The organism is Agarivorans sp. 2_MG-2023 (assembly GCF_030548085.1).
In the GTDB taxonomy this organism is placed as follows: Bacteria; Pseudomonadota; Gammaproteobacteria; order Enterobacterales; family Celerinatantimonadaceae; genus Agarivorans.
In genome coordinates, this window is the sequence record NZ_JAUORQ010000002.1 from 281,251 (window position 1) to 301,531 (window position 20,281).

Annotated in this window: 17 protein-coding genes; 6 read left to right on the plus strand and 11 right to left on the minus strand. The window is 44.9% G+C overall.

Annotated elements, in window-relative coordinates:
- Positions 1-56: 56 nt before the first annotated feature.
- The 8 genes from Q4549_RS03960 to prfB all read right to left on the minus strand — a co-directional run bounded on the left by Q4549_RS03960 (position 57) and on the right by prfB (position 11,539).
- A complete protein-coding gene (locus Q4549_RS03960; RefSeq protein ID WP_303549233.1) occupies positions 57-1,682 on the minus strand; it encodes a cellulase family glycosylhydrolase in 1,626 nt (541 codons plus the stop codon).
- Between the two features lie 286 nt (positions 1,683-1,968).
- Positions 1,969-2,715 (minus strand): carbonic anhydrase, encoded by a 747-nt coding sequence (locus tag Q4549_RS03965; protein WP_303549230.1) that lies wholly within the window; start codon positions 2,713-2,715, stop codon positions 1,969-1,971.
- 183 nt (positions 2,716-2,898) lie between these two features.
- Positions 2,899-5,544 carry an alpha-amylase family glycosyl hydrolase gene (locus Q4549_RS03970; RefSeq protein WP_303549226.1) on the minus strand — a complete coding sequence of 882 codons (2,646 nt, stop codon included), beginning with the start codon at positions 5,542-5,544 and terminating at the stop codon, positions 2,899-2,901.
- A 168-nt stretch (positions 5,545-5,712) separates the two neighbouring features.
- The gene (locus Q4549_RS03975) at positions 5,713-7,134 is read right to left on the minus strand and encodes an AraC family transcriptional regulator (protein ID WP_303549223.1); all 1,422 of its coding nucleotides are present in this window, start codon (positions 7,132-7,134) and stop codon (positions 5,713-5,715) included.
- 93 nt (positions 7,135-7,227) lie between these two features.
- Complete coding sequence (locus tag Q4549_RS03980) at positions 7,228-8,214, minus strand: substrate-binding domain-containing protein (protein ID WP_303549220.1); 987 nt, start codon at positions 8,212-8,214, stop codon at positions 7,228-7,230.
- A 105-nt stretch (positions 8,215-8,319) separates the two neighbouring features.
- Complete coding sequence (locus tag Q4549_RS03985) at positions 8,320-8,769, minus strand: DUF1499 domain-containing protein (RefSeq protein WP_303549720.1); 450 nt, start codon at positions 8,767-8,769, stop codon at positions 8,320-8,322.
- 130 nt (positions 8,770-8,899) lie between these two features.
- Complete coding sequence (gene lysS / locus Q4549_RS03990) at positions 8,900-10,423, minus strand: lysine--tRNA ligase (protein ID WP_303549217.1); 1,524 nt, start codon at positions 10,421-10,423, stop codon at positions 8,900-8,902.
- Between the two features lie 17 nt (positions 10,424-10,440).
- Positions 10,441-11,539, minus strand: a protein-coding gene (prfB, locus tag Q4549_RS03995; protein ID WP_137672120.1) for a peptide chain release factor 2 whose coding sequence is annotated in 2 segments (ribosomal slippage) — positions 10,441-11,463 and positions 11,465-11,539 — 1,098 coding nt in all. Because the reading frame shifts where the segments join, the coding sequence is not laid out codon by codon here.
- A 278-nt stretch (positions 11,540-11,817) separates the two neighbouring features.
- On the opposite strand from prfB, the gene Q4549_RS04000 reads away from it, so the two are divergent.
- The 3 genes from Q4549_RS04000 (at position 11,818) to Q4549_RS04010 (ending at position 13,639) form a co-directional block, all read left to right on the plus strand.
- Positions 11,818-12,465 (plus strand): hypothetical protein, encoded by a 648-nt coding sequence (locus tag Q4549_RS04000; RefSeq protein WP_303549213.1) that lies wholly within the window; start codon positions 11,818-11,820, stop codon positions 12,463-12,465.
- Complete coding sequence (locus Q4549_RS04005; protein WP_303549210.1) at positions 12,458-13,054, plus strand: right-handed parallel beta-helix repeat-containing protein; 597 nt, start codon at positions 12,458-12,460, stop codon at positions 13,052-13,054. The genes Q4549_RS04000 and Q4549_RS04005 overlap by 8 nt, the downstream gene beginning before the upstream one ends.
- Positions 13,055-13,204: 150 nt before the next feature.
- Entirely contained in the window at positions 13,205-13,639 is a 435-nt protein-coding gene (locus tag Q4549_RS04010; RefSeq protein WP_303549207.1) for a hypothetical protein, read from the plus strand.
- 60 nt (positions 13,640-13,699) lie between these two features.
- On the opposite strand, the gene tyrA is transcribed toward Q4549_RS04010, so the two are convergent.
- Together tyrA and Q4549_RS04020 are read right to left on the minus strand one after the other, a co-directional pair.
- Complete coding sequence (gene tyrA, locus Q4549_RS04015; protein WP_137672123.1) at positions 13,700-14,824, minus strand: bifunctional chorismate mutase/prephenate dehydrogenase; 1,125 nt, start codon at positions 14,822-14,824, stop codon at positions 13,700-13,702.
- 13 nt (positions 14,825-14,837) lie between these two features.
- Positions 14,838-15,911 (minus strand): 3-deoxy-7-phosphoheptulonate synthase, encoded by a 1,074-nt coding sequence (locus tag Q4549_RS04020; protein ID WP_137672335.1) that lies wholly within the window; start codon positions 15,909-15,911, stop codon positions 14,838-14,840.
- Between the two features lie 250 nt (positions 15,912-16,161).
- On the opposite strand from Q4549_RS04020, the gene Q4549_RS04025 reads away from it, so the two are divergent.
- Both Q4549_RS04025 and btsR read left to right on the plus strand, forming a co-directional pair.
- Positions 16,162-17,862: a sensor histidine kinase gene (locus Q4549_RS04025; RefSeq protein ID WP_303549204.1), complete on the plus strand. Its 1,701-nt coding sequence runs from the start codon at positions 16,162-16,164 to the stop codon at positions 17,860-17,862.
- A complete protein-coding gene (gene btsR, locus Q4549_RS04030) occupies positions 17,859-18,611 on the plus strand; it encodes a two-component system response regulator BtsR (protein WP_137672125.1) in 753 nt (250 codons plus the stop codon). Before Q4549_RS04025 ends, btsR begins: the two co-directional genes overlap by 4 nt.
- Here the strand turns inward: btsR and Q4549_RS04035 are convergent.
- Positions 18,606-18,776 (minus strand): hypothetical protein, encoded by a 171-nt coding sequence (locus Q4549_RS04035; RefSeq protein WP_303557088.1) that lies wholly within the window; start codon positions 18,774-18,776, stop codon positions 18,606-18,608. The genes btsR and Q4549_RS04035 overlap by 6 nt on opposite strands.
- On the opposite strand from Q4549_RS04035, the gene Q4549_RS04040 reads away from it, so the two are divergent.
- Positions 18,775-20,265 (plus strand): carbon starvation protein A, encoded by a 1,491-nt coding sequence (locus tag Q4549_RS04040; RefSeq protein WP_303549200.1) that lies wholly within the window; start codon positions 18,775-18,777, stop codon positions 20,263-20,265. The genes Q4549_RS04035 and Q4549_RS04040 overlap by 2 nt on opposite strands.
- Positions 20,266-20,281 lie beyond the last annotated feature (16 nt).

Genomic DNA, 20,281 nt, shown 5'->3' on the forward strand with positions numbered 1-20,281 from the left:
ATCAACCAAATAAAAGCCATGCTCAGCATGGCTTAAACTTAGTATGGGCGATTACCTTATTGGCAAACCACGCCAGTTACTGCCGTAGCATTACCCGCTCCGCTTCCAGTAAAGCCAAACTCAACACTTTCGCCAGCGGCGATGGTGCCGTTCCAACCAACGTTAGACGCTGTATAACCTTCTGCAGAAACCAGTGTAGTATTCCAAGAACTGGTCACCGTTGAACCATCACTGTAACCCCAGCTCACTTCCCATCCGTTAATCGCTTCGCTGCCATTATTGGTGATTGTGACTGCGCCTTGGAATCCACCATCCCAGCTATTGACGACCAAATGCTTACAGGCCGCGTTAGGATCCACCGGGTCCGTTGGGTCCGTTGGGTCCGTTGGGTCCGTTGGGTCCGTTGGGTCCGTTGGGTCTGTTGGGTCTGTTGGGTCTGTTGGGTCTGTTGGGTCTGTTGGGTCTGTTGGGTCTACAGGACCATCAACCAAGCCGCCAGAACCTGCAGGAATATTCAGACACATTGTGTAACCCACACAGCTTCCGCCATTTTCTTGTGAGTGACCACCATCTTCATATAAACAAACAGGAATGATGGTGCCATAAAAGTCGCACTGTTGAATCACAGGCAGCTCTTGTCCATCAAACACCGAGGCTAAAGTAGACGTTTGTTTAATCCCATTAATGCCGTTGAATAAACGCTCCCCCCAGGGAGTTAACTTGCTTGCGTCAAAATTAACTGTCATATCCAATTCAAAGGTGCCGGGGGCAGTGTTGCCAGACCACGACCAGCCAAGATAACCAATACTATACTCTTCAGCGACCGCCAAAATAGCATCTTCATCTACGTCTTGACCCTGATGATCCATACCAAATTCGCCAACAATCAACGGCATGTTATGACGAGTTAGGAAGGTAGATACATAAGATTCGATTTTCTCGCGATTTTGGTAAACCTGGTACATATGCACACTAAACATGATGTTATTTAGCGTATCAGCCGATGCGACATCTGAGGCATGATCCAGCATAATTTCTTGCCAATCCTGTCCCCAGTTCGCTGCATCTACCATCAAGGTATGAGTGAAGCCGGCATCACGTAGTGTGGTAATCGCTTGCTTATGTTCACTCACATAGGTTTCTGCGGGAACGTTATTGCCAAATGGTTCGTTAGCAATATTGATGATAACGTAGTCTTCTTCGCCCTTTAATACATCGGCCAACTCCACCCAGTAAGCGGCGGTGATTTGCATTTCTCCAGCTTCCGCTTTCTCGCCCGAGCCGGTGACATCATGCACTTCTAGCACACATACCAAGCGGTTTAACTTACACATTTTTACCACTTTGGCGACATCGGCGGCATCGTTTTTAGCAAACTGCTGGCCATCACTCAGTACCACTCGCACTGTATTTGCGCCGGCTTCAGCAATATCGCGAAACGCACCTTGGCGATAGTTGTACCAAGCGTGTGCATGGTTAACCCCGCGCATGATAACCGGCTTACCATTGCCATCTAATAGCTGAGTGCCCGAGGTAGTAAAACCCGCCGAAGCAGAAAAGCTAAGGCCAGATACTGTAGCGACTAAACTCAATATCCCAGCTTTGATAATTGTTTTTATTGCTGCTTTTTCTGCTCTAAGGCCAGAAGACAACAGCCATTCCCTTGTGTTGTAGCGTTTCATAGTTACTCCATATTGTTGTGTTATAAGTTGAAAAATAAGCCAAAAACCCTATTAATCAATTAAACAATAATGACTAATTTACATTTCGCATGAAAAACTAAAGGTTTCATACCGCTTTCATCAAATAGCTATGCTTAGGTCTTAGTTTGAATAAAAGTTATAAATGCTTTCTTGATTATTTGTATTATTGTTAGACCTAAATTAATTGACCGTGATAACGCGCTTATCCCCGCTTGTTGCTAATATTCGAATCCAAGCAACAAGCCGGTTTAGTCGTCAACGACATTTACTCAAGAATGGTTCTGGCGTTGATCGCTTGCAACGGACGGTTGTTTGGATGCTGCATAAGCGCGGTAAAATCGTCAATTTGTTGTGTAGAGGCACTTACTGGGGACTTAAGTACTATCCATCTCACACCTTCTGAACAAGGAGGGGTTGTTAGCGAGCCATTAAAACGGTAATAATCTTGCTGACTTGGCCACAGCGCTAAGGCGCTCACTACCTGACTTAACTCGGCTTGTTCGCCCGCATTTTTAGGCATTTGGGCCCACACTTTACTCAGCTCTTGGTTAGCCTCACCTTGCTCAAACATTAATGCCACAACCGCTAAGTTTCCTTGCTTGTCTGCATGAACAAAGTGCGCCTCTAAGGGGTAAGACTGGCCCTTAACGGTATTTTCACTAGGAGAGTGGAAATGAAACTGTTTTAACTCAAACTCATGGCCATCCAAACCTAGGGTGCTGCCAGCTGCGTAGTTAACTTGAATAGTATGACCATTATTAACTACCGCTTCGCCGGCGGGTTTATAGGCTACGGTAAGGCTTTCTAACTCACCTTTAATTGTATGACTTATATCAACGGGTGATTGATTTTTACCACCTGCGCACGTGGCAAATTCTGGGGCTAGCTCACCCCAATGCGCGGGGCCCTGATGACCAGAGTATGACCAATGAGCGCTTTCTTTAGCTCCTGCTACTGCCGATACACTAATTAAAGATCCCGCTAAAATAACGTTTAAGATTTGCTTGTTCATTTCTTGCTTCCTTCAAAAATGGAAAACTCACTACTCGATCCGAATGGATACGAGTAAAAGGAAACAAGGTTTTAACAGCCTAATGACTATTGAATCAATATAGAGATAAGGATAATGACTAAATTAATTATAACAGGTGTAAAAAAAGCCTTACTAATGTAAGGCTTAACATGGTTTATAGTTTTACTCGCTTAGCGTAATTATCGGTAATTCATCCCAAATTTTAGCCTCGTCCTCTGCGCCACCAGAAAAGTTCCAAGGTCCCATTTCAGGATTTAATGGGCGATAAACTGCCGACAAACCGTCCAGATCCCAAGTGCTAAGATAGAAACGAATGCCATTTAAGCTGCTTGGTCGGGCTAAAGCCTCACTAGCAAAATCTATATAAATCGTTTGCTGCTCCTTATCCACGGTGACAATAGGTGCTGGAGTCACTGCTTCACCCCAAGTATTTGCGTCAGCTCCATCGGCATTGTAAATCGAACTCTGCCAACCAAATATCACCGCATTACGATTCCAAGTACCGCTTGGCATGGTGGCGTTTATTTTAGGTAGTACACTTTGACTAGTCCCTTGATCTTCAGGTAGATCAATAAAGATAGAAAAACCTACATGATCAAACCCATTCGGTGGTAACCAAGTGTCGGTAAGCTTATCCATCACTAGTTTGATACGAACATTGCTGCCCACCGAATAAACTTCGGCTTGGTTAATCGTTAGCTGGCTATTTACCTTGTCAAAACTAGGATCGCCAGGTAGCGAGTAACTGCCATTTGGCCCGCCACTCCCTTCTGCTACATCACCGCTATCGTCAATACTAAAATCAGGGGTATTCGACCACGCCAAGTCCGAAGTAAAGTGCACATCAGCGAGGCCAGCCTGTTCCTTAGGGGAATAAATAGCAAAACGATGCGATTGTTTACCAATAGCAAAGTGACGAGTAGATAACAAACTTGTCCATTGCCCACTTTGGTCTGCTTGAATATCAGTGGCGTTTGCTAAGTTACCGTTTACCACTAACTGCAATTTAGCATTGGGTTCGGCACTACCGCTCACTACGGTGTCTTGGGTAATGGTTCGATCCGCCCAATCATCATCTAAGCGAATACCTAAGTCGGGGGTATTAACCGCTGCTGTTTGCTGGGTTTTAAAATAGATAACTGCTGCCTTTGCGGGTAACTCAAGGCTAACTTCGCCATTAGCATCGCTAACCAAACCTGCTGGTGCTTGCAACCAATTGGCCTGCAGCTGTTGCTCAAATACCGTCCCTTCTGGTTGTTGCAAGTTTAAGCGATTAAGCAACATAGGCGCATTTGCCGTATTCATTACCACTAAAACTTCTTCGTCGCCCAACGTTCGAATAAAACTAAATACGCCTGCTCCCGATTTATCACTGGCTATTACCTTAATATCGCCACGCGTCATCACTGCATTTTGTGTACGCAGTGCGGCTAGAGCTTGAATGAACAAATACATTTCACTATTTTGCTCAAAGGAGTCTTTAGACTCACCGTCATCACGATAACCACCGTCAAACATCGCATCACGGCTAGCACTCATCGCTTGCTCGGTGCCTTGGTAAATAACCGGGATCCCCGGAATAGATAACATAGTGATGAGAGCCTGCTTCAAATCAGCTTGGCTAGCTTGAGACAAGAAGCGTGGCATATCGTGATTATCAATGAAATTCGGCATTAAATAAGGGTTAGGAAACAACTCCATCATTTTTTCTAAACGAAAACGTAAATAGTCGGTAGGCTGTCCGCTTGCAAAAACCCGCGTCATGGTGGTTTGCAGAGGGAAGTTGAGTAAGGAGCCCAGTTGCTTGGCGTCTCCCTCACCCAAGTAACTTAGCATTTTTTGTTCCCCCTCGGTGTTGTATGCCGTCGAGCTTTCAAATACTTCACCAAAGGTTAAAAACTGTTGCCGCCCGGTTTGCTCTGCTTGCGCCATTACACCATTGTCGGCATGTAGAAAATCATGCCAAAACTCATGTTCAACAAACTTCACCGTATCAATACGAAATGCATCTACCCCCACTTCTCTAATCCATTTACGGTAGCTTTGCTTCAAATAAGCCCTCACTTCCGGATCTTCGGTATTTAGATCATCGAGATCTGAAAGCTGCCAGTTTTTCTCCTGATCTGGATTATTATGATCACTAATGCTTGGTGTCCAATGGTAGCTGCCCGTGCCATCTGCTTTACAGCTATTAAGATTGAGCGGATAAGGTAAAACCTGCCCCTCGACAAGAGGATTATTGGTCAAACGAAAGCCTTCGCAAGGTTGGCTGGCGTCGTATTCCCAGGGCTTATCATAAGTGAAGTAATTACCAACATGGTTAGTCACAATGTCCTGAATTAAAAACATATTGCGACTGTGAATGTCGCTTGCCAGCGCTTGATAACTGGCGAGGTCGCCGAAGTGTTCGTCAACCTGCTGAAAATCACGCGCCCAATAACCATGATAACCGCCATAGTTTTGCTCGTTATCCCACCATTGATTAGCCACCGGAGGGGTTATCCATACTGAGGTTGCACCCAGCTGTTGAATGTAGTCGAGCTTGTCGCTGACTCCCACCAAATCACCACCACTAAATTTTTTATCCGAGCTAGGGTCAAACTCCCCTTGGCCTTGATCACTTAAACTTGGGTCTCCATTATTAAAACGGTCAATCATCAGGAAATAAATAATCTGATCTTGCCACTCTGGTGATGCCACATGGCTGCCATTGACGACTTGAGCCTCATCATCAGAATTACAGCCACTTAATGCCAGTGCCACAGACAAAGCCAGTATATTTGCTGGCTTCATTATATTGTTACTCATTACTCTCATATCGCCTTCCATTGTGAATGATAGTGAGCCAAACGATAAAACAAAGGCAGATGAAAAATGGTGTCACTTGGTGCCAAATACTAGGCTTTAGCATGCCAGTAAAAGCACTTTGTGAAGGCTGCAACAATTTTAGTGGAGGTAAAAAATGCTAAACCTTGTTTACATCAGCGGAGGGACAAATTGGTAGTGTTTAGGGTAGTGATGCTTTGCCAACTCTTGGTTATGTTTGTCGTATAAGCGAAAATGACATTGTTTTGCCAAAGCCGGAAAAGGACTGGATAAGGTCCAAACGCTGTATTGCGAGTTAGTGCTTACTTGCTGTAAAGCCAGCGGTTCAGGATGCTCGCCTAGGTAACATAGTATTTTATCTACATTGGCTATACGACACGCCAACTCGATAAACAATTGATAAGCAAAACCAGTTTTTATAATACTCAAGGTAGGCACAATATACGCGGGCGCTCCCAGTAACAGGCGCTCACTAACTAAATAATCGCGTTGCTGGTTGTCATCAATATAAGTTTCGCCGTCAACGTCATAGCGTAGCCTAAAGCTCAGTGGTTGTGCCACTGGTAGGTTAGCGGTAGACCATAGCTCGGTGCCGTCTGCCAGAAAGTCATCAAAAAAAGCGGGATAGTGGCGCCAAATGCCATCTTGATCTTTGCATTCAACTGTTACCACCTTTTCAAAGGCAATATTGTCTACTTCTAACCAAACCTGCCCTTCTTGAGTATGCAACTCTCCAGGCAGCCCAATGGAGCCGCGCGCATAGTGTAAACGCACCGGTTGCTGGTTTACTTGAATACGGTTTTGTTGGCATTGCTGCCGATAAAAGCTAGGAGTAAAACTAAACCAGCGTCGAAACGAACGATGAAAATTGGACGGATCATCATAACCCAGTTTCAGGGCCACTTGAGCAACAGATAAGTGGGTATCGGCCAATAAATTAAGCGCTAAGGTTTGTTTTTCATCTTCGACCAATTGAGAGAAGTTAAGCTGTTTTTCGCTTAACCGACGCTGCAAAGTGCGGGTTGATAAACCCAGTTGTTTGGCAACAACATCAATGTTCAAGGGCTTATCAATAGCACGCTGAATGGTGCGCTTTAGCTGAGATTGTAAATCGGGTGATTCAATGGCTTGATGCTGCAGCAATAAAAAAACTTTTTTAGCAAAACTATGCAATGCAGGCTTAGCGGGCTGCGGCTCTAGCTCGTATAAGTTCACCCGCAAACATAATTTACTGGTTACCGACACCAATTCTGTTTTCACCTGCGAAGACAACCTAGCGTGTAACTCTGTTAGCAACAGCTCACTCCAAGCTGGCAGGTTTTGCTGGTCTCGAGTCGATAAGGTTAAATCAAGGCTCTCATTGGATTCACTGATCTCGATATAAACATTACGTTCAAACAAAGATAAGCTTTTACTCCACCATACCAAGCCTTCTTTCAGGCTCGGCGCATGACTCAGCAAGATATGTTGCAGCTGCAGCAGATCGCTTAAATGCCAATACTCTCCCGCCACGCGCAAGTGAGAATGCCCGAGTTTTTTAGCGAGGGTAGAACTTAACGCTGAGAGCTTCAAAGTGCTGATTGTCGTAAAAGAAAAGTCTCATTATTCTGCATAAAAACAACAAGGTCTCAATGACTTAATTGTAAGCAACCAGCAAAGTGTGATTTATTGACAAAGTGGCTGTTGGCCGTAAACGCAGCGCTCCAATTTGGTATGAATAATCGGCTCTACCGCATTACCTTGATGAATACTGTGCAGGGTATAAATTGACTGATAACCCATATCATAAGGAGACTGCCCTACATTTCCATGGGCTAAACCTTGAGCAAGTAGGCGCTTTTGCACCTCTAAGGTATCGCCAAAAATCAGCAGTAAGTTTTTTGAATCTAGCGTTTTTTGGTAAGGGCTAATAATTTCGGTGTACTTAAACTCAAGGGTTTGTGGCCAAGCACCGACGGTAATCACTGCATCTAGCAATTTAGGTTCGTATTGATGTAAGCGCACCATTCTATCTAGGTTATTCAGCGATCGTAGTGCTTCGTCGTCTGAATGGATTGGGCAGCGACTGTGTTCTTCCCAGAGCTCGCTATTGCCTTTGCTGTTGAACCCTAGTCCTGCATAAACACCATTTATGCGTTCAACCAAGTTAGCAGCACCTTTATGCCCTGTTAAGATACAAAACGCTCCGCCCTTTGGCTTTAAAGCCTGGGTTAAGCGGCCTAATTGAAAACCGAACTGGAAGTTGTCGGTACCAATATAGCTATAACGCAACGTGGGGTTTTGCGCTAAAGCCTGCTCAGAAAAGTCGGAATCGAAAGTCACTACCGGCACCTTTTGTTGCTTAGCCAGCAACATACTGCGGTGGGTTAATACTCGCGAGTTAATCACCGACACCGAAATGCCATCAACACCTTGTTCTATTTGCTGGGTAATAATTTGGTCTTGGTATCTCGCATCGGCTTCTTCGGGCCCGAGATAAATACATTCCACGTCTAGCTCTGCAGCAGCCTGTAAACAGCCCTTTTCTACATCATCGAAAAAGGGATTGGTTACCGTTTTAGGTACCACTAAATAACGAGGTTTAGGATTAGCCGATTCGGCCATTAAAGCGCTACAGAATAGAATTAGAAAACTAGCAATTAGAGCTTTCACAGAATCACCGCATGTGAATAAGGTTCTTCTAAGCTAAGCCAATAAAACCCACTTGGTAAAGCCAAGCTGCGCTAACTGCAACTTGGCTCACGCTTTTATGAATGCTTAATCGGCTTCATTGTATAACTTTGCAAACTCTTGATAACGAAGCTTATTTATCCCCATATCGGAGTAACCTACGCGCGATTGAGAGCGGAAATGTAAGAGTTGATTGGTTTCATCAAAATACAGTTCCACATCATCACGATAACCCACCTTGGGGCTAAAAAACACAACATGCACGTAGTCACCATTACGTGACACCACTTTGTTATTTGGCATATGTGCAAAAGCGCGCAAAGCCGCTAACTGAGTACTTTTTAGATCAGCCTTAAAAGCTAAAGGCGCGACTTTTTTGTCATCTTCTTCTGCGTAGCTAGAAACGCCATTCGGTGAACTGGCTAGCGGCGCTAAACGACCAGCATTAAGCCCTAAATCACCAGGCTCTTTTAGATTCTTAAAGGTCATGAATCCACCCACTGCCAGCACAACTATTACTAATCCCCACATAAGCATCTTCACTATCCCTCTCCCTTATTCGCCAAATATTGTCGTACATTCAATCATTGTTACTATAACTAAAAAAAGTAAAAAAAAAGCCACACACTTTTAAAAGTGCGTGGCTTTAATGATTTTTCTGTCAGCTTTAGGCTTGTGGGCGCATCGCTGGGAACAAAATCACATCACGAATGGTATGAGTGTTGGTGAAGAGCATCGCTAGACGGTCAATACCAATACCTTGGCCAGCCGTTGGTGGTAGGCCGTGCTCTAAGGCGGTGATGTAATCGGCGTCGTAGAACATCGCTTCATCATCGCCAGCATCTTTAGCCTCAACCTGCGCCTTAAAGCGCGCATCTTGGTCTTCCGCATCGTTAAGCTCAGAGAAGCCATTCGCGACTTCACGGCCACCGATGAAGAACTCAAAACGGTCAGTGATGAAGGCGTTGTCGTCGTTACGACGCGCTAGTGGGCTAATATCTGCTGGGTATTCGGTAATAAAGGTTGGCTGAATTAGCTTAGGCTCAGCAGTCTCACCAAAGATCTCTTCAAGTAGCTGGCCACAAGTCCAGAACGTCTCTACTTCAACACCAACTGATTTAGCAATGCTAACCATGTGCTCGCGGTCTTGCACTTTGTCGTAATCTAAAGCTTGAATATCGGTGTGCTCTGGATTGTACTGCTTAATCGCTTGCAACATACTCAAGCGTGGGTAGCTACCAGCAAACTCCACTGTCTCTTCGCCATAAGGCATAGAAGAAGAGCCTAGAACCTCAACCGCTACAGTGCGCAGCATTTCTTCGGTTAGATCCATTAGATCGTTGTAGTCCGAGTAGGCCATGTAGAATTCCATCATAGTGAACTCTGGGTTATGGCGCGGCGATAAACCTTCGTTACGGAAGTTACGGTTGATTTCGAATACGCGCTCAAAGCCACCTACCACTAAACGCTTCAAATAAAGTTCTGGTGCGATACGCAGGAACATCTCTTGATCTAGCGCGTTGTGATGAGTGACAAATGGACGTGCCGTGGCGCCGCCAGGGATCACTTGCATCATTGGCGTTTCCACTTCCATGAAGTCCTTAGACTCCATAAAGCGGCGAATACCGGCTACCAACTTAGAGCGCACCATGAAGGCTTGGCGTGAATCGTCGTTCACGATCAAATCAACATAACGCTGGCGGTAACGCTGCTCTTGGTCAGTTAAACCATGGAATTTTTCTGGCAATGGACGCAATGCTTTAGTGAGCAAAGTGTATTCGTCCATGTTCACGTAAAGATCACCTTTGCCTGATTTATGCAGCGCACCTTTAACTCCAATGATGTCACCAATGTCTAGGCCGCCAATCTCTTTAAGATCTTTTTGTACTTGTTTAGGCGCGTATGCCTGAATGCGACCAGATACGTCTTGTAGCACCAAGAAAGGACCACGTTTTGCCATAATACGGCCAGCAATAGCAGCTACGTTACCAGCAGCCTCTAAATCTTCTTTAGACTGTTCGCCAAACTGTTGCTGTAAATCGTCAGCTAAGTGCTCACGTTTAAAGTCATTTGGGTGGCCATTAGCCGAGCAAGTTTCGCGAATTTTGTCTAACTTAGCGCGACGCTCTGCGATCAGTTTATTTTCTTCTTGTGCTGCTTGTTCCAGACTTTGTTCTGTTTGTTCTGACATTGTGAAAACCTTGCTCGTTACAGCCCTGACTTAAGGCTAGCTTCTATAAATTTGTCTAAATCACCATCTAACACGGCCTGAGTATTTCGGTTCTCAATGCCAGTTCGAAGGTCTTTAATCCGCGAATCATCTAATACATAAGAACGAATTTGGCTGCCCCAGCCAATATCCGACTTGTTATCTTCTGCCACTTGCTTCTCGGCATTTTGTTTTTGCAGCTCTAACTCAAACAATTTAGCTTTTAGCTGCTTCATTGCTTCGTCTTTGTTCTTGTGTTGCGAACGACCACTTTGACACTGCACAACCGTATTGGTAGGCAAATGGGTAATACGCACCGCAGATTCGGTTTTATTTACGTGTTGACCACCAGCACCGGACGCGCGGTATACGTCAATCCGTAAATCACCAGTATCAATATCAACTTCAATACTGTCATCAATTTCTGGGTAGATGAATGCCGACGCAAACGACGTATGACGACGTCCGCTAGAATCAAACGGCGATTTACGTACTAGGCGATGTACGCCCGTTTCGGTACGAAGCCAGCCGTAAGCATATTCACCACTGACTTTAATGGTGGCGCCTTTAATACCAGCAACATCACCATCCGACACTTCAACTAATTCAGCTTTAAATTTATGTGCTTCACACCAACGTAAATACATACGCAGCATCATATTGGCCCAGTCTTGAGCCTCGGTGCCGCCAGAGCCTGATTGAATATCGATATAACAATCGCTTTCGTCCATATCGCCAGCAAACATGCGGCGAAACTCTAGTTTTTCTAATTGAGTAATCAGGTCTTGGGCTTCAGCCTCGGCTTCGTCAAAGGTTTCTTGGTCTTCTTCCTCTACTGCAAGCTCAACCAAACCGGCCACATCTTCTATGCCTTGGGTCAGGTTATCAATGGTTTTTACCACTAACTCAAGCGCCGAGCGCTCTTTACCTAGCGCTTGGGCACGTGCTGGATCATTCCAAATTTCGGGCTGTTCTAATTCGCGACTAACTTCTTCTAACTGCTCTGCTTTTGCATCGTAGTCAAAGATACCCCCGGAGCACTTCTGTGCGCTCTTTAATATCTGCTAGAGAATTGTTCACCGAATTAATTTCAAACATCGTGTAATGACCTACGTCGAAGTACCAAAAACGCGCAATTTTAACCAATATAGCGGCGAATAAACATAGTTTGCCGCAATGAAAGTGTTAAATAAGCATGTTTTTTTCCTTTCAGGCCGTTAATCCAGGTTTGCCCTGCACTTACGCCCTCTAAAAGCCCATGAATTAGGCCCATCAGCCTAAGCCAAAGCGCTTAAATCTGTGTTGCTAAATACAGCTCAGCTCTTTTAAACGAGCAGTAACACACTGAATTTATGCTTAGCCCTTAGTAAACTGCAATGACTGTTGGGATTAAGGAGGCTAAAAGCGTTATGTTTGCTTGTTGTCAGTTGCTCATAGGCAGGCTTATTGGGGGCTTAGTCTTAATAGGCTCCATCTCCAATGTATTTGCCGCAGACTACTTTGTCACTAGCGGTGTTAATGCAATCAGCTACACAGTTCCAGCAGATGGCAGCCGCGCTAAACCGTGGAACAACTTACAATACGCCGTTAATCAACTGGCAGCTGGCGACCAGCTATGGGTTACTCCGGGTCAATATCACTTAAGCACCCCTGTGAACATCAATAGTTCGGGTCAGCACAATCAAGCCATTACCATTAGCAGCCTGCCCGGGGAACGTGCGAACACTTTACTAATAGGTGCGGGTTTTAGCATCAAGCAGCAGAGCCACATTACCATCGAAGGCTTTACTATTCAGCAAGCGTTTAATGGTATTTACCTTGAAGGCTCAAGTGTTAAGCCTGTTAGCCATATCACGCTTCGCAACAATCATACCTTTCAAACTGTACAGTCTGGCATTGCCGTGTGGGGGGTAGCATGGCAACAAGATCCTCAGCAATACAATAACCTTAGCCAGCTAACCATCGACGGAAACATCATTCAGCAAGCATGCTTAGGCGAGGATGACAATGCCAACAATGGCTAACGGGGTACACGATTTCGAAATCAAAAATAATCAGATTTTTGATGGTGGCAATCCACGCTTTGGCGGCGAAGGCATTGACTTAAAAGAAGGCGTAAAAAACGGCAGTATTCATAACAATCTTATTCATGGCTTACATCGTCGCGGTATTTATTTAGATGCTGGAGGTTTGCTGGGTTTTAGCCCGCCCTTTGTAAAGAACATTAAGATATACAACAACACAGTACATAACATTCGCGAAGCATTTAATGAGCAAAGCGGAGAACGCTTGTTTGAAGGTGCCGGGGCGATGGCGATTATGACTGAAGGCAACGGCTCAGTCAGTGATATTGAGATATTTGATAACCAATTCTTTGATACCGATGAAGATGGCATTTTGATCTACCAACACCCCAAAGGTAGCGGCTTGGTGAGCAAAATAGAAATCCATAACAACCACATTTATCAACATAAACGGGCCGGTATTTTATTAGATTTCGCCAGTGCAAAAGGCATTGTTATCAATCACAATTGGCTACACCACAACAGCAGTAACCTAGCGCTTAAACAAGGCGAAAGCCAGCAACATAGTAACTTTTTTAGCGCACCTTAATGCCAGAAAAGAAGGCTTAACATTGGCTATTTACTGACTAATCATTTAGTCGAAATGACGAGTTGAAACTTGCTGAAATAGCGATCTAACGTAAACTTGAAAAGACAAGCCAATACAATTTCGTCGGTTTAGTTTTAGCGGGAGGCGGCATTGCGAGAAGCACACGGTAGTATTGAGTTCGCACTGAACGGACAGATAATGGAAATTGAGGGCACCGGCCCTTGGAATCTCGAACAAATGGAAGAGAGTGGCAGCGCCGCGGCTCCCATATTAGATAAGTTGTTAGACTCTCCCTGGGCTGTATTAGCCACTTTCCATGGAGAAACCTTTTACACTGAAGATGCTGCTAATCAATTAATTGAATGGCTTAAGATTGAAAAGCAACGTGGCCGAGTAGCCACTGCACTTATCCTTACCCATGCTAGCGTACCAGAGTTAGCCAAATGGCACCTGAGCCAGATATATATTCAAGCGGGTGAAACAGTACAAATTTTTATCGATAAAACTGATGCATTAGCGTGGCTAAGCAGCAAAATTACTGACTACGAGCTACAAGCACAAACCCTTACCGAAAAGCACCTTTAAACCCCATCGCTGGCACAAAAAAGCCAGTCATAAAGACTGGCTAATATTCAAAGGCAATACTTAAGAGCGGCGGCTGTCATTAGCTTGCTGTAACAAACTTCTACTTTCTTCCAAGAACTCTTGTGAGTAATCACCAAACCATTGACTAACACGCTCAAAACAAGCAATAAAGCCTGCTCGGTCTTTGCTTTCAATTAGCTCAACCAATTGCCCAAAGTGCTGATGATAACGTTTGATCATAGCGGTGCTTTGATCCGAGGCCATAATAATATCGGCATACAAATCAGGCGACTGAGCAAACAAGCGCCCTACCATGGCTAGCTCCAAGCGATAAATCGGCGAACTTAAATCAAGCAGCAGTTTTAAATCTGCATCTTCTTGCGCTAAATGCATGCCATAAGCAAACGAGGTAAAGTGACGCAAAGACTGAATCAATGTCATTGCTTTATCGTGGCTTTCGGCTTCCACAGCATGTAAGCGCGCGCCCCAAATGCCCATTTGCTGCAATAACCACTGGTATTGCTCGCTACCGCGCCCATCAGCATACACAATCACTTGTTTTGCTAAGCTTGGTACATCTGGGCCAAACATCGGGTGCAAGCCAACAACTGGGCCTTGATGCACTGCGAGCATTTTACTCAAAGGAGCAGCTTTAATACTGGTGATGTCTGCCAAAATACAATCTTTTGGCAAATTCCCGAGTTGAGCAATCACCGACTCGGTTAAGTTAATGGGTACCGATACCAAAACCAAACCGGCGTTAGCAAACAGCTCGGGGGCTTGTTGCCAATCTTCTTTACCAATCACATCAACCTGGTAGCCCGACAACGTAAACATTTGCACAAACAAACGCCCCAATTGCCCGCGACCACCAATCACAACAATGTTACCCAACTCAGGTTTAATGGTTTTAAAACCACTGTCCTTTTCACTGGTATAAGACTCACGCATCACTCGGCGTAACACATCTTCAATCAGTGCAGGTGGCACACCTTTATTTTCAGCTTCTGCACGACGCTTAGCCAGCATGGCGGCTTCGCGGTCGGGGGCATAAATAGGCAAACCATGTTGCGTTTTTACTTCGCCAACTTTGTGCACCAGCTGAATACGTTGTTGCAGCAAATCAAGAAGTTGCTGATCAACTTCATCGATTTGGTCACGTAAGAGATTTAGAGCTTGAACCATGTTGTTTCCGTTATTATTTTGCCAAGCGTTTGGCTAAGCTGTCGCTAAGATCGTTAAACATCTTGTCTAACAAGGTTGCTGTAGATGTCCAGTCAATACAGGCATCGGTTACCGATACACCGTATTTAAGATCTGACTTAGGCGCTTCACTTGGTTGATTACCTGCTTCCAAGTTACTTTCTAACATTAAGCCAATAATTGATTTATTGCCTTCTTCAATCTGGTTAATCACGTTTGCAGCAACTAATGGCTGTAACTCATGATTCTTGCTTGAGTTAGCATGGCTACAGTCAACCACTAGCTTAGGCGCTAAACCGGCTTTTTCCATCGCTTGCTCTGCCAATGCCACGTTCACTGAATCGTAGTTAGGTTGCTTACCACCACGTAAAATTACGTGACCGTCTGGGTTACCTTGGGTTTGCAACAACGACACTTGGCCCTGTTGGTTAATGCCCATGAAACGGTGCGAAGAAGCTGCAGATTGCATCGCATTAATCGCTGTACCTAAATTGCCGTCAGTACCATTTTTGAAACCAACAGGCATAGATAAACCACTGGCCATTTCACGGTGAGTTTGCGATTCAGTAGTACGTGCGCCAATGGCTGCCCAAGAGAATAGCTCAGACAAGTATTGTGGGCTAATTGGATCTAGCGCTTCAGTAGCCACCGGTAAACCTAACTCAGCAGTCCAAGTTAGTAGTTCACGAGCATTGTGCAAGCCTGTTTCTACGTCGAACGAGTTATCCATGTGAGGGTCGTTAATAAAGCCTTTCCAACCCACTGTAGTACGAGGTTTTTCAAAATAAACCCGCATAACAATAAACAAGCGATCTTGATACTGGTCGTGCAGCTTCTTCAAGCGCGTCGCATATTCCTTGGCTTGGTCTAAGTCGTGAATCGAACAAGGACCAGCAATCACCAACAAACGCGGGTCGCGATGATGACAAATATTGGCAATTGTTTTGCGAGATTCTAGAACAAATTGCAGCGCTTCTTTTGACGCAGGCAACTTCTCACGAAGCTGTTCAGGAGTGATTAAAACTTGTTCTGACGAAATATGAATATCGTTAATTGGATCTTTTTGCATTTGCTCTCTTACTCCGGTGGCGGATTTAGCCACACATTTCCTTTCCCGTAGCGGGATTAATTATTATAGAAACCCATCACAATACCAGTGCTTACACCATTTGCAAGCGGTCAAGCGTTACCAGCTTGTTAAGAGCATTACCAGCAGTTTTGGTAAGTCCTATTAGTTGCCACAAACAGTATGCTAATATGCTGCTATCTACTGTGAATACCAGATATCCTTTCGCCAACTTGCGAGGCTCTAATAGCTGATGATATTGAGTGATTTTTCCCTGCTGCTATCTTTAGCCCAACAAATGAGCGTTTTTCTGGTTATCGCTTACCTATTAAGTAAAACACCGGCCTTTTTACCCCTCACTAATTTATCTCCTCGGCTACCTAATACCCTTACCATTTACTGCTTGTTTTCCGGCTTTTGTATTTTGGGCTCGTATTTCGGTTTAGCCATTGATGATGCTATTGCCAATACTCGCGCTGTAGGTGCGGTGTTGGGCGGATTATTTGGTGGTCCAATATTAGGATTGCTAGTCGGGTTTACTGGCGGTATGCATCGTTACTTTATGGGCGGTTTTACCGATGTTGCCTGTGCGGTTTCGACCACTTTAGAAGGCTTAGTCGGCGGCTTGTTTCATTTATGGATCCGCCATCGCAGCCATCATAACGAGCACTTGTTTTCCCCCACTATCGCCTTTGTTGCCACACTAATAGCAGAAACCCTGCAAATGCTGCTGATTTTGGCCATTGCAAAACCCTTTGACCAAGCCCTTGCTCTGGTGGAAGTTATCGCCTTGCCGATGGTGCTCGCCAACTCAATAGGCGCGGCATTGTTTATGATGATGATCCGCGACCGCCGCCGCTTATACGATAAATTTAGTAGCCACTCTTCGGCCAAAGCACTTAATTTAGCCCAGCGGATGGTGGGCATTTTTCATCAAGGTTTCAAACAACAAGACGCAGTGCGCATTGCCAACATCATTCATGAAGAAACCGGCGTATCTGCGGTAGCCATTACCGATACCCAGCAAGTATTAGCCTACACGGGCTTGGGCAGCGACCACCACAGCGCTGGCCGGCCAATATCGTCGAAACAAACTTACCAAGCCATTAAAGAAAATCGCGTGGTATTTGCCGACGGTGTAGAAGAGCCCTATCAATGCAGCAGCAGTGACAAATGCCCCTTGGGTTCGTCGCTTGTGGTACCAATTCGCGGCAGCGACAAAGAAGTGATTGGTACCGTAAAACTGTATGAATCGAAACGTCGCTTGTTTTTACACATTAACCGAGCGCTAGGCGAAGGTATCGCCAAAGTGATTGCCGAGCAACTGCGTGACAGCCACGTGCATCAGCAACAGCAATTGTTAACAGAAGCCGAATTAAAATTGGCTCGCGCCCAAATAAACCCTCATTTCTTATTTAACGCTCTTAATACAATTAGCGCGGTAGTGAAGCGCGACGCCAGTTCGGCACGCGAGTTAATTGCTGACTTAGCGCTGTTTTTGCGGATTAACTTAAAACGCAATCAACAAACCAGTTTAGTCAGCGTAGAACTCGAACATGTTAATGCTTACCTACATATTGAGCAGGTGCGCTTTGCCGATCGTTTAGTGGTAAAACAAGCTATTGATGAGTCTTTTCTGCAACTTGAATTACCCACCTTTACTCTGCAACCCTTAGTAGAAAATGCCATTAAGCATGGTACCGCTCACTTGCTCGAGACCGGTGAAATAACCATTTATAGTCGAATTAAAAATGGCATAAACCAGTTAGTGGTAGAAGACAACGCAGGCCTTTACCAAAAACCGGAACAAGTCACCAGCGAAGGCTTAGGCATGCACATTGTTGATACGCGTTTGCGTAATGCCTTTGGCGAACAATACGCCTTACAAATTGAATGTCAGTTACACCAATATACTCGCGTGGTGATATCACTGCCTCAGGAGCCAAACCCATGAGAGCCATTATTGTTGATGATGAACCACTAGCACGCGAAGAGTTGTTCGAATTGCTACAACATCACCCGCAACTTGAGGTGGTGGGCCAATTTGGTAATGCTATTGAATGCTTGAAGCACCTTAAACAGCTAGAAGCTGATGTACTCTTTCTTGATATAGAAATGCCGCAAATTAGTGGGTTAGAGCTAGCTAATATGCTGGATAGTGACAATGCACCCGCGATTATATTTGTTACCGCCTACGACCAATTCGCTTTAGATGCCTTTGAACAGAATGCGGTAGATTATTTGCTCAAGCCCATTGACCCAAAGCGTTTATGTAAATCAATAAAGCGACTGCAAGAACGCTTACCAGAGTCAACAGAGCCATCACTACTCTCAGAAGGTACTTTAGCCCCTCACTCTTACCAAGACATGTTGAAAAACCAACAGCTCAAGCTCATTCCTTGTTATTTTCAGCAGCGAGTAAAACTGATTCGCTTAGAAGACATTGAATACGCCTCAAGCGATTTAAGCGGAGTGCATGTGGCGACCTCACAAGGTATTAACCATACCCAGCTCACGCTAAAAGTACTGGAAGAAAAGTCGCCCTTATTGCGCTGTCATCGGCAACACTTAGTCAATGTAGATGCTATTTTGGAGATATCATTAGAAGAGAACGGCGGCGCGGTATTGTTTACTAAAAGTGGTGTGCAACTGCCAGTTAGTCGCCGCTACTTTAAAGCCATTAAAGAGCACTTTGGTTTATAGGCAGTTAGTACTTTGCATCTGTTCGCCTGAAAATAGCATAACCACTAAACCGCTATTTCGACCACTTACCTGAACATAGCGCCGCTTAGTTAAGCTTCGGCTGCGCCCTTCAATGTTCACACTTATTCTGTTCTCGATTACAACTAAGTACTGAGAGGACGACATGCTTTGGTTTCTATTTTGCGTCGCAGCATTGCTCGGCGGCTACTTCATTTACGGCGCCTTTGTTGAAAAGGTTTTTGGCATTAAGGAACATCGACAAACGCCTGCTTACGCTAAGCAGGATGGTGTGGATTATGTGCCAATGTCGAAGAAAAAAGTTTACCTAATTCAACTACTCAACATTGCCGGTGTAGGCCCTATTTTTGGTCCTATTATGGGTGCGCTTTATGGCCCAGCAGCCATGTTATGGATTGTTGTTGGTTGTATTTTCGCAGGGGCAACTCACGATTACTTCTCAGGCATGTTGTCGGTACGTAATGGTGGCGCTTCAGTGCCTTCGCTTTCTGGTCGCTACCTGGGCAAAAGCGCGCGTCACTTTATGAATGTATTTGCCATTGTGTTGCTACTGTTGGTGGGTGTGGTTTTTGTTTCGGCTCCCGCCGGCATGTTAACCAACCTTATCAACGACCAAGCTGGTGTAAGCCTAGGTTTGGGTACAATGGTTAGCCTAATATTTGTTTACTACATCATCGCTACCATTGTTCCTATCGATAAAATTATTGGTCGCTTCTACCCCTTATTTGGCGCACTACTTATCTTTATGTCGGTGGGTTTAATTACTGCAGTGGCATTTTCTAGCGAACACCAAGTAATGGGTAGCTTTGAAGTAAGCCAAATGTTCACCAACATGAACCCTAACGATTTGCCGCTATGGCCAGCCTTATTTATTACCATTGCTTGTGGTGCTATTTCAGGTTTCCACGCGACTCAGTCCCCATTAATGGCGCGCTGTGTAGAAAATGAAAGCAATGGCCGCTTCGTGTTTTACGGCGCGATGATAGGCGAAGGTGTAATTGCCCTAATCTGGTGTGCTATTGCGCTATCGTTCTTCAACTCTATGGAAGGCTTGCAAGCGGCAGTAGCCAACGGCGGCCCAGGTAAAGTGGTTTACGATGCATCATTTGGCTTATTGGGCGTATTTGGTGGGATTTTAGCTTTCTTAGGTGTAGTTATTTTACCGATTACTTCGGGCGATACTGCGTTCCGCTCTAGCCGTTTAATTTTGGCTGAGTACTTTAACCTTTCACAAAAACCGGTTAAAAATCGCCTCTTAATTGCCCTGCCTATCTTCATTATTGGCGGCATTCTAACTCAAGTAGACTTTGGGGTAATTTGGCGCTACTTCGGATTTGCCAACCAAACTACCGCAGTAATGATGTTGTGGACAGCCACCGCTTACTTGTTGCGCAACGATAAATTCCACTGGATAACCACTGTTCCAGCCATGTTTATGACCACCGTTGTTGTGACCTTTATCCTAAACTCAAGCACCTTAGGTTTTGGCTTGCCAATGACTATATCAACGGTTGCCGGCGTTGTTACTACCTTAGTGATTACCGGTATGCTTATTGCGAAACTGAAAGGCATTGGTGAAGATGATTTAGATAACGATGATGAACCAACAACATTAAATTCGGTCGAAGAAGCCTAATAGTCATCCTACGTTT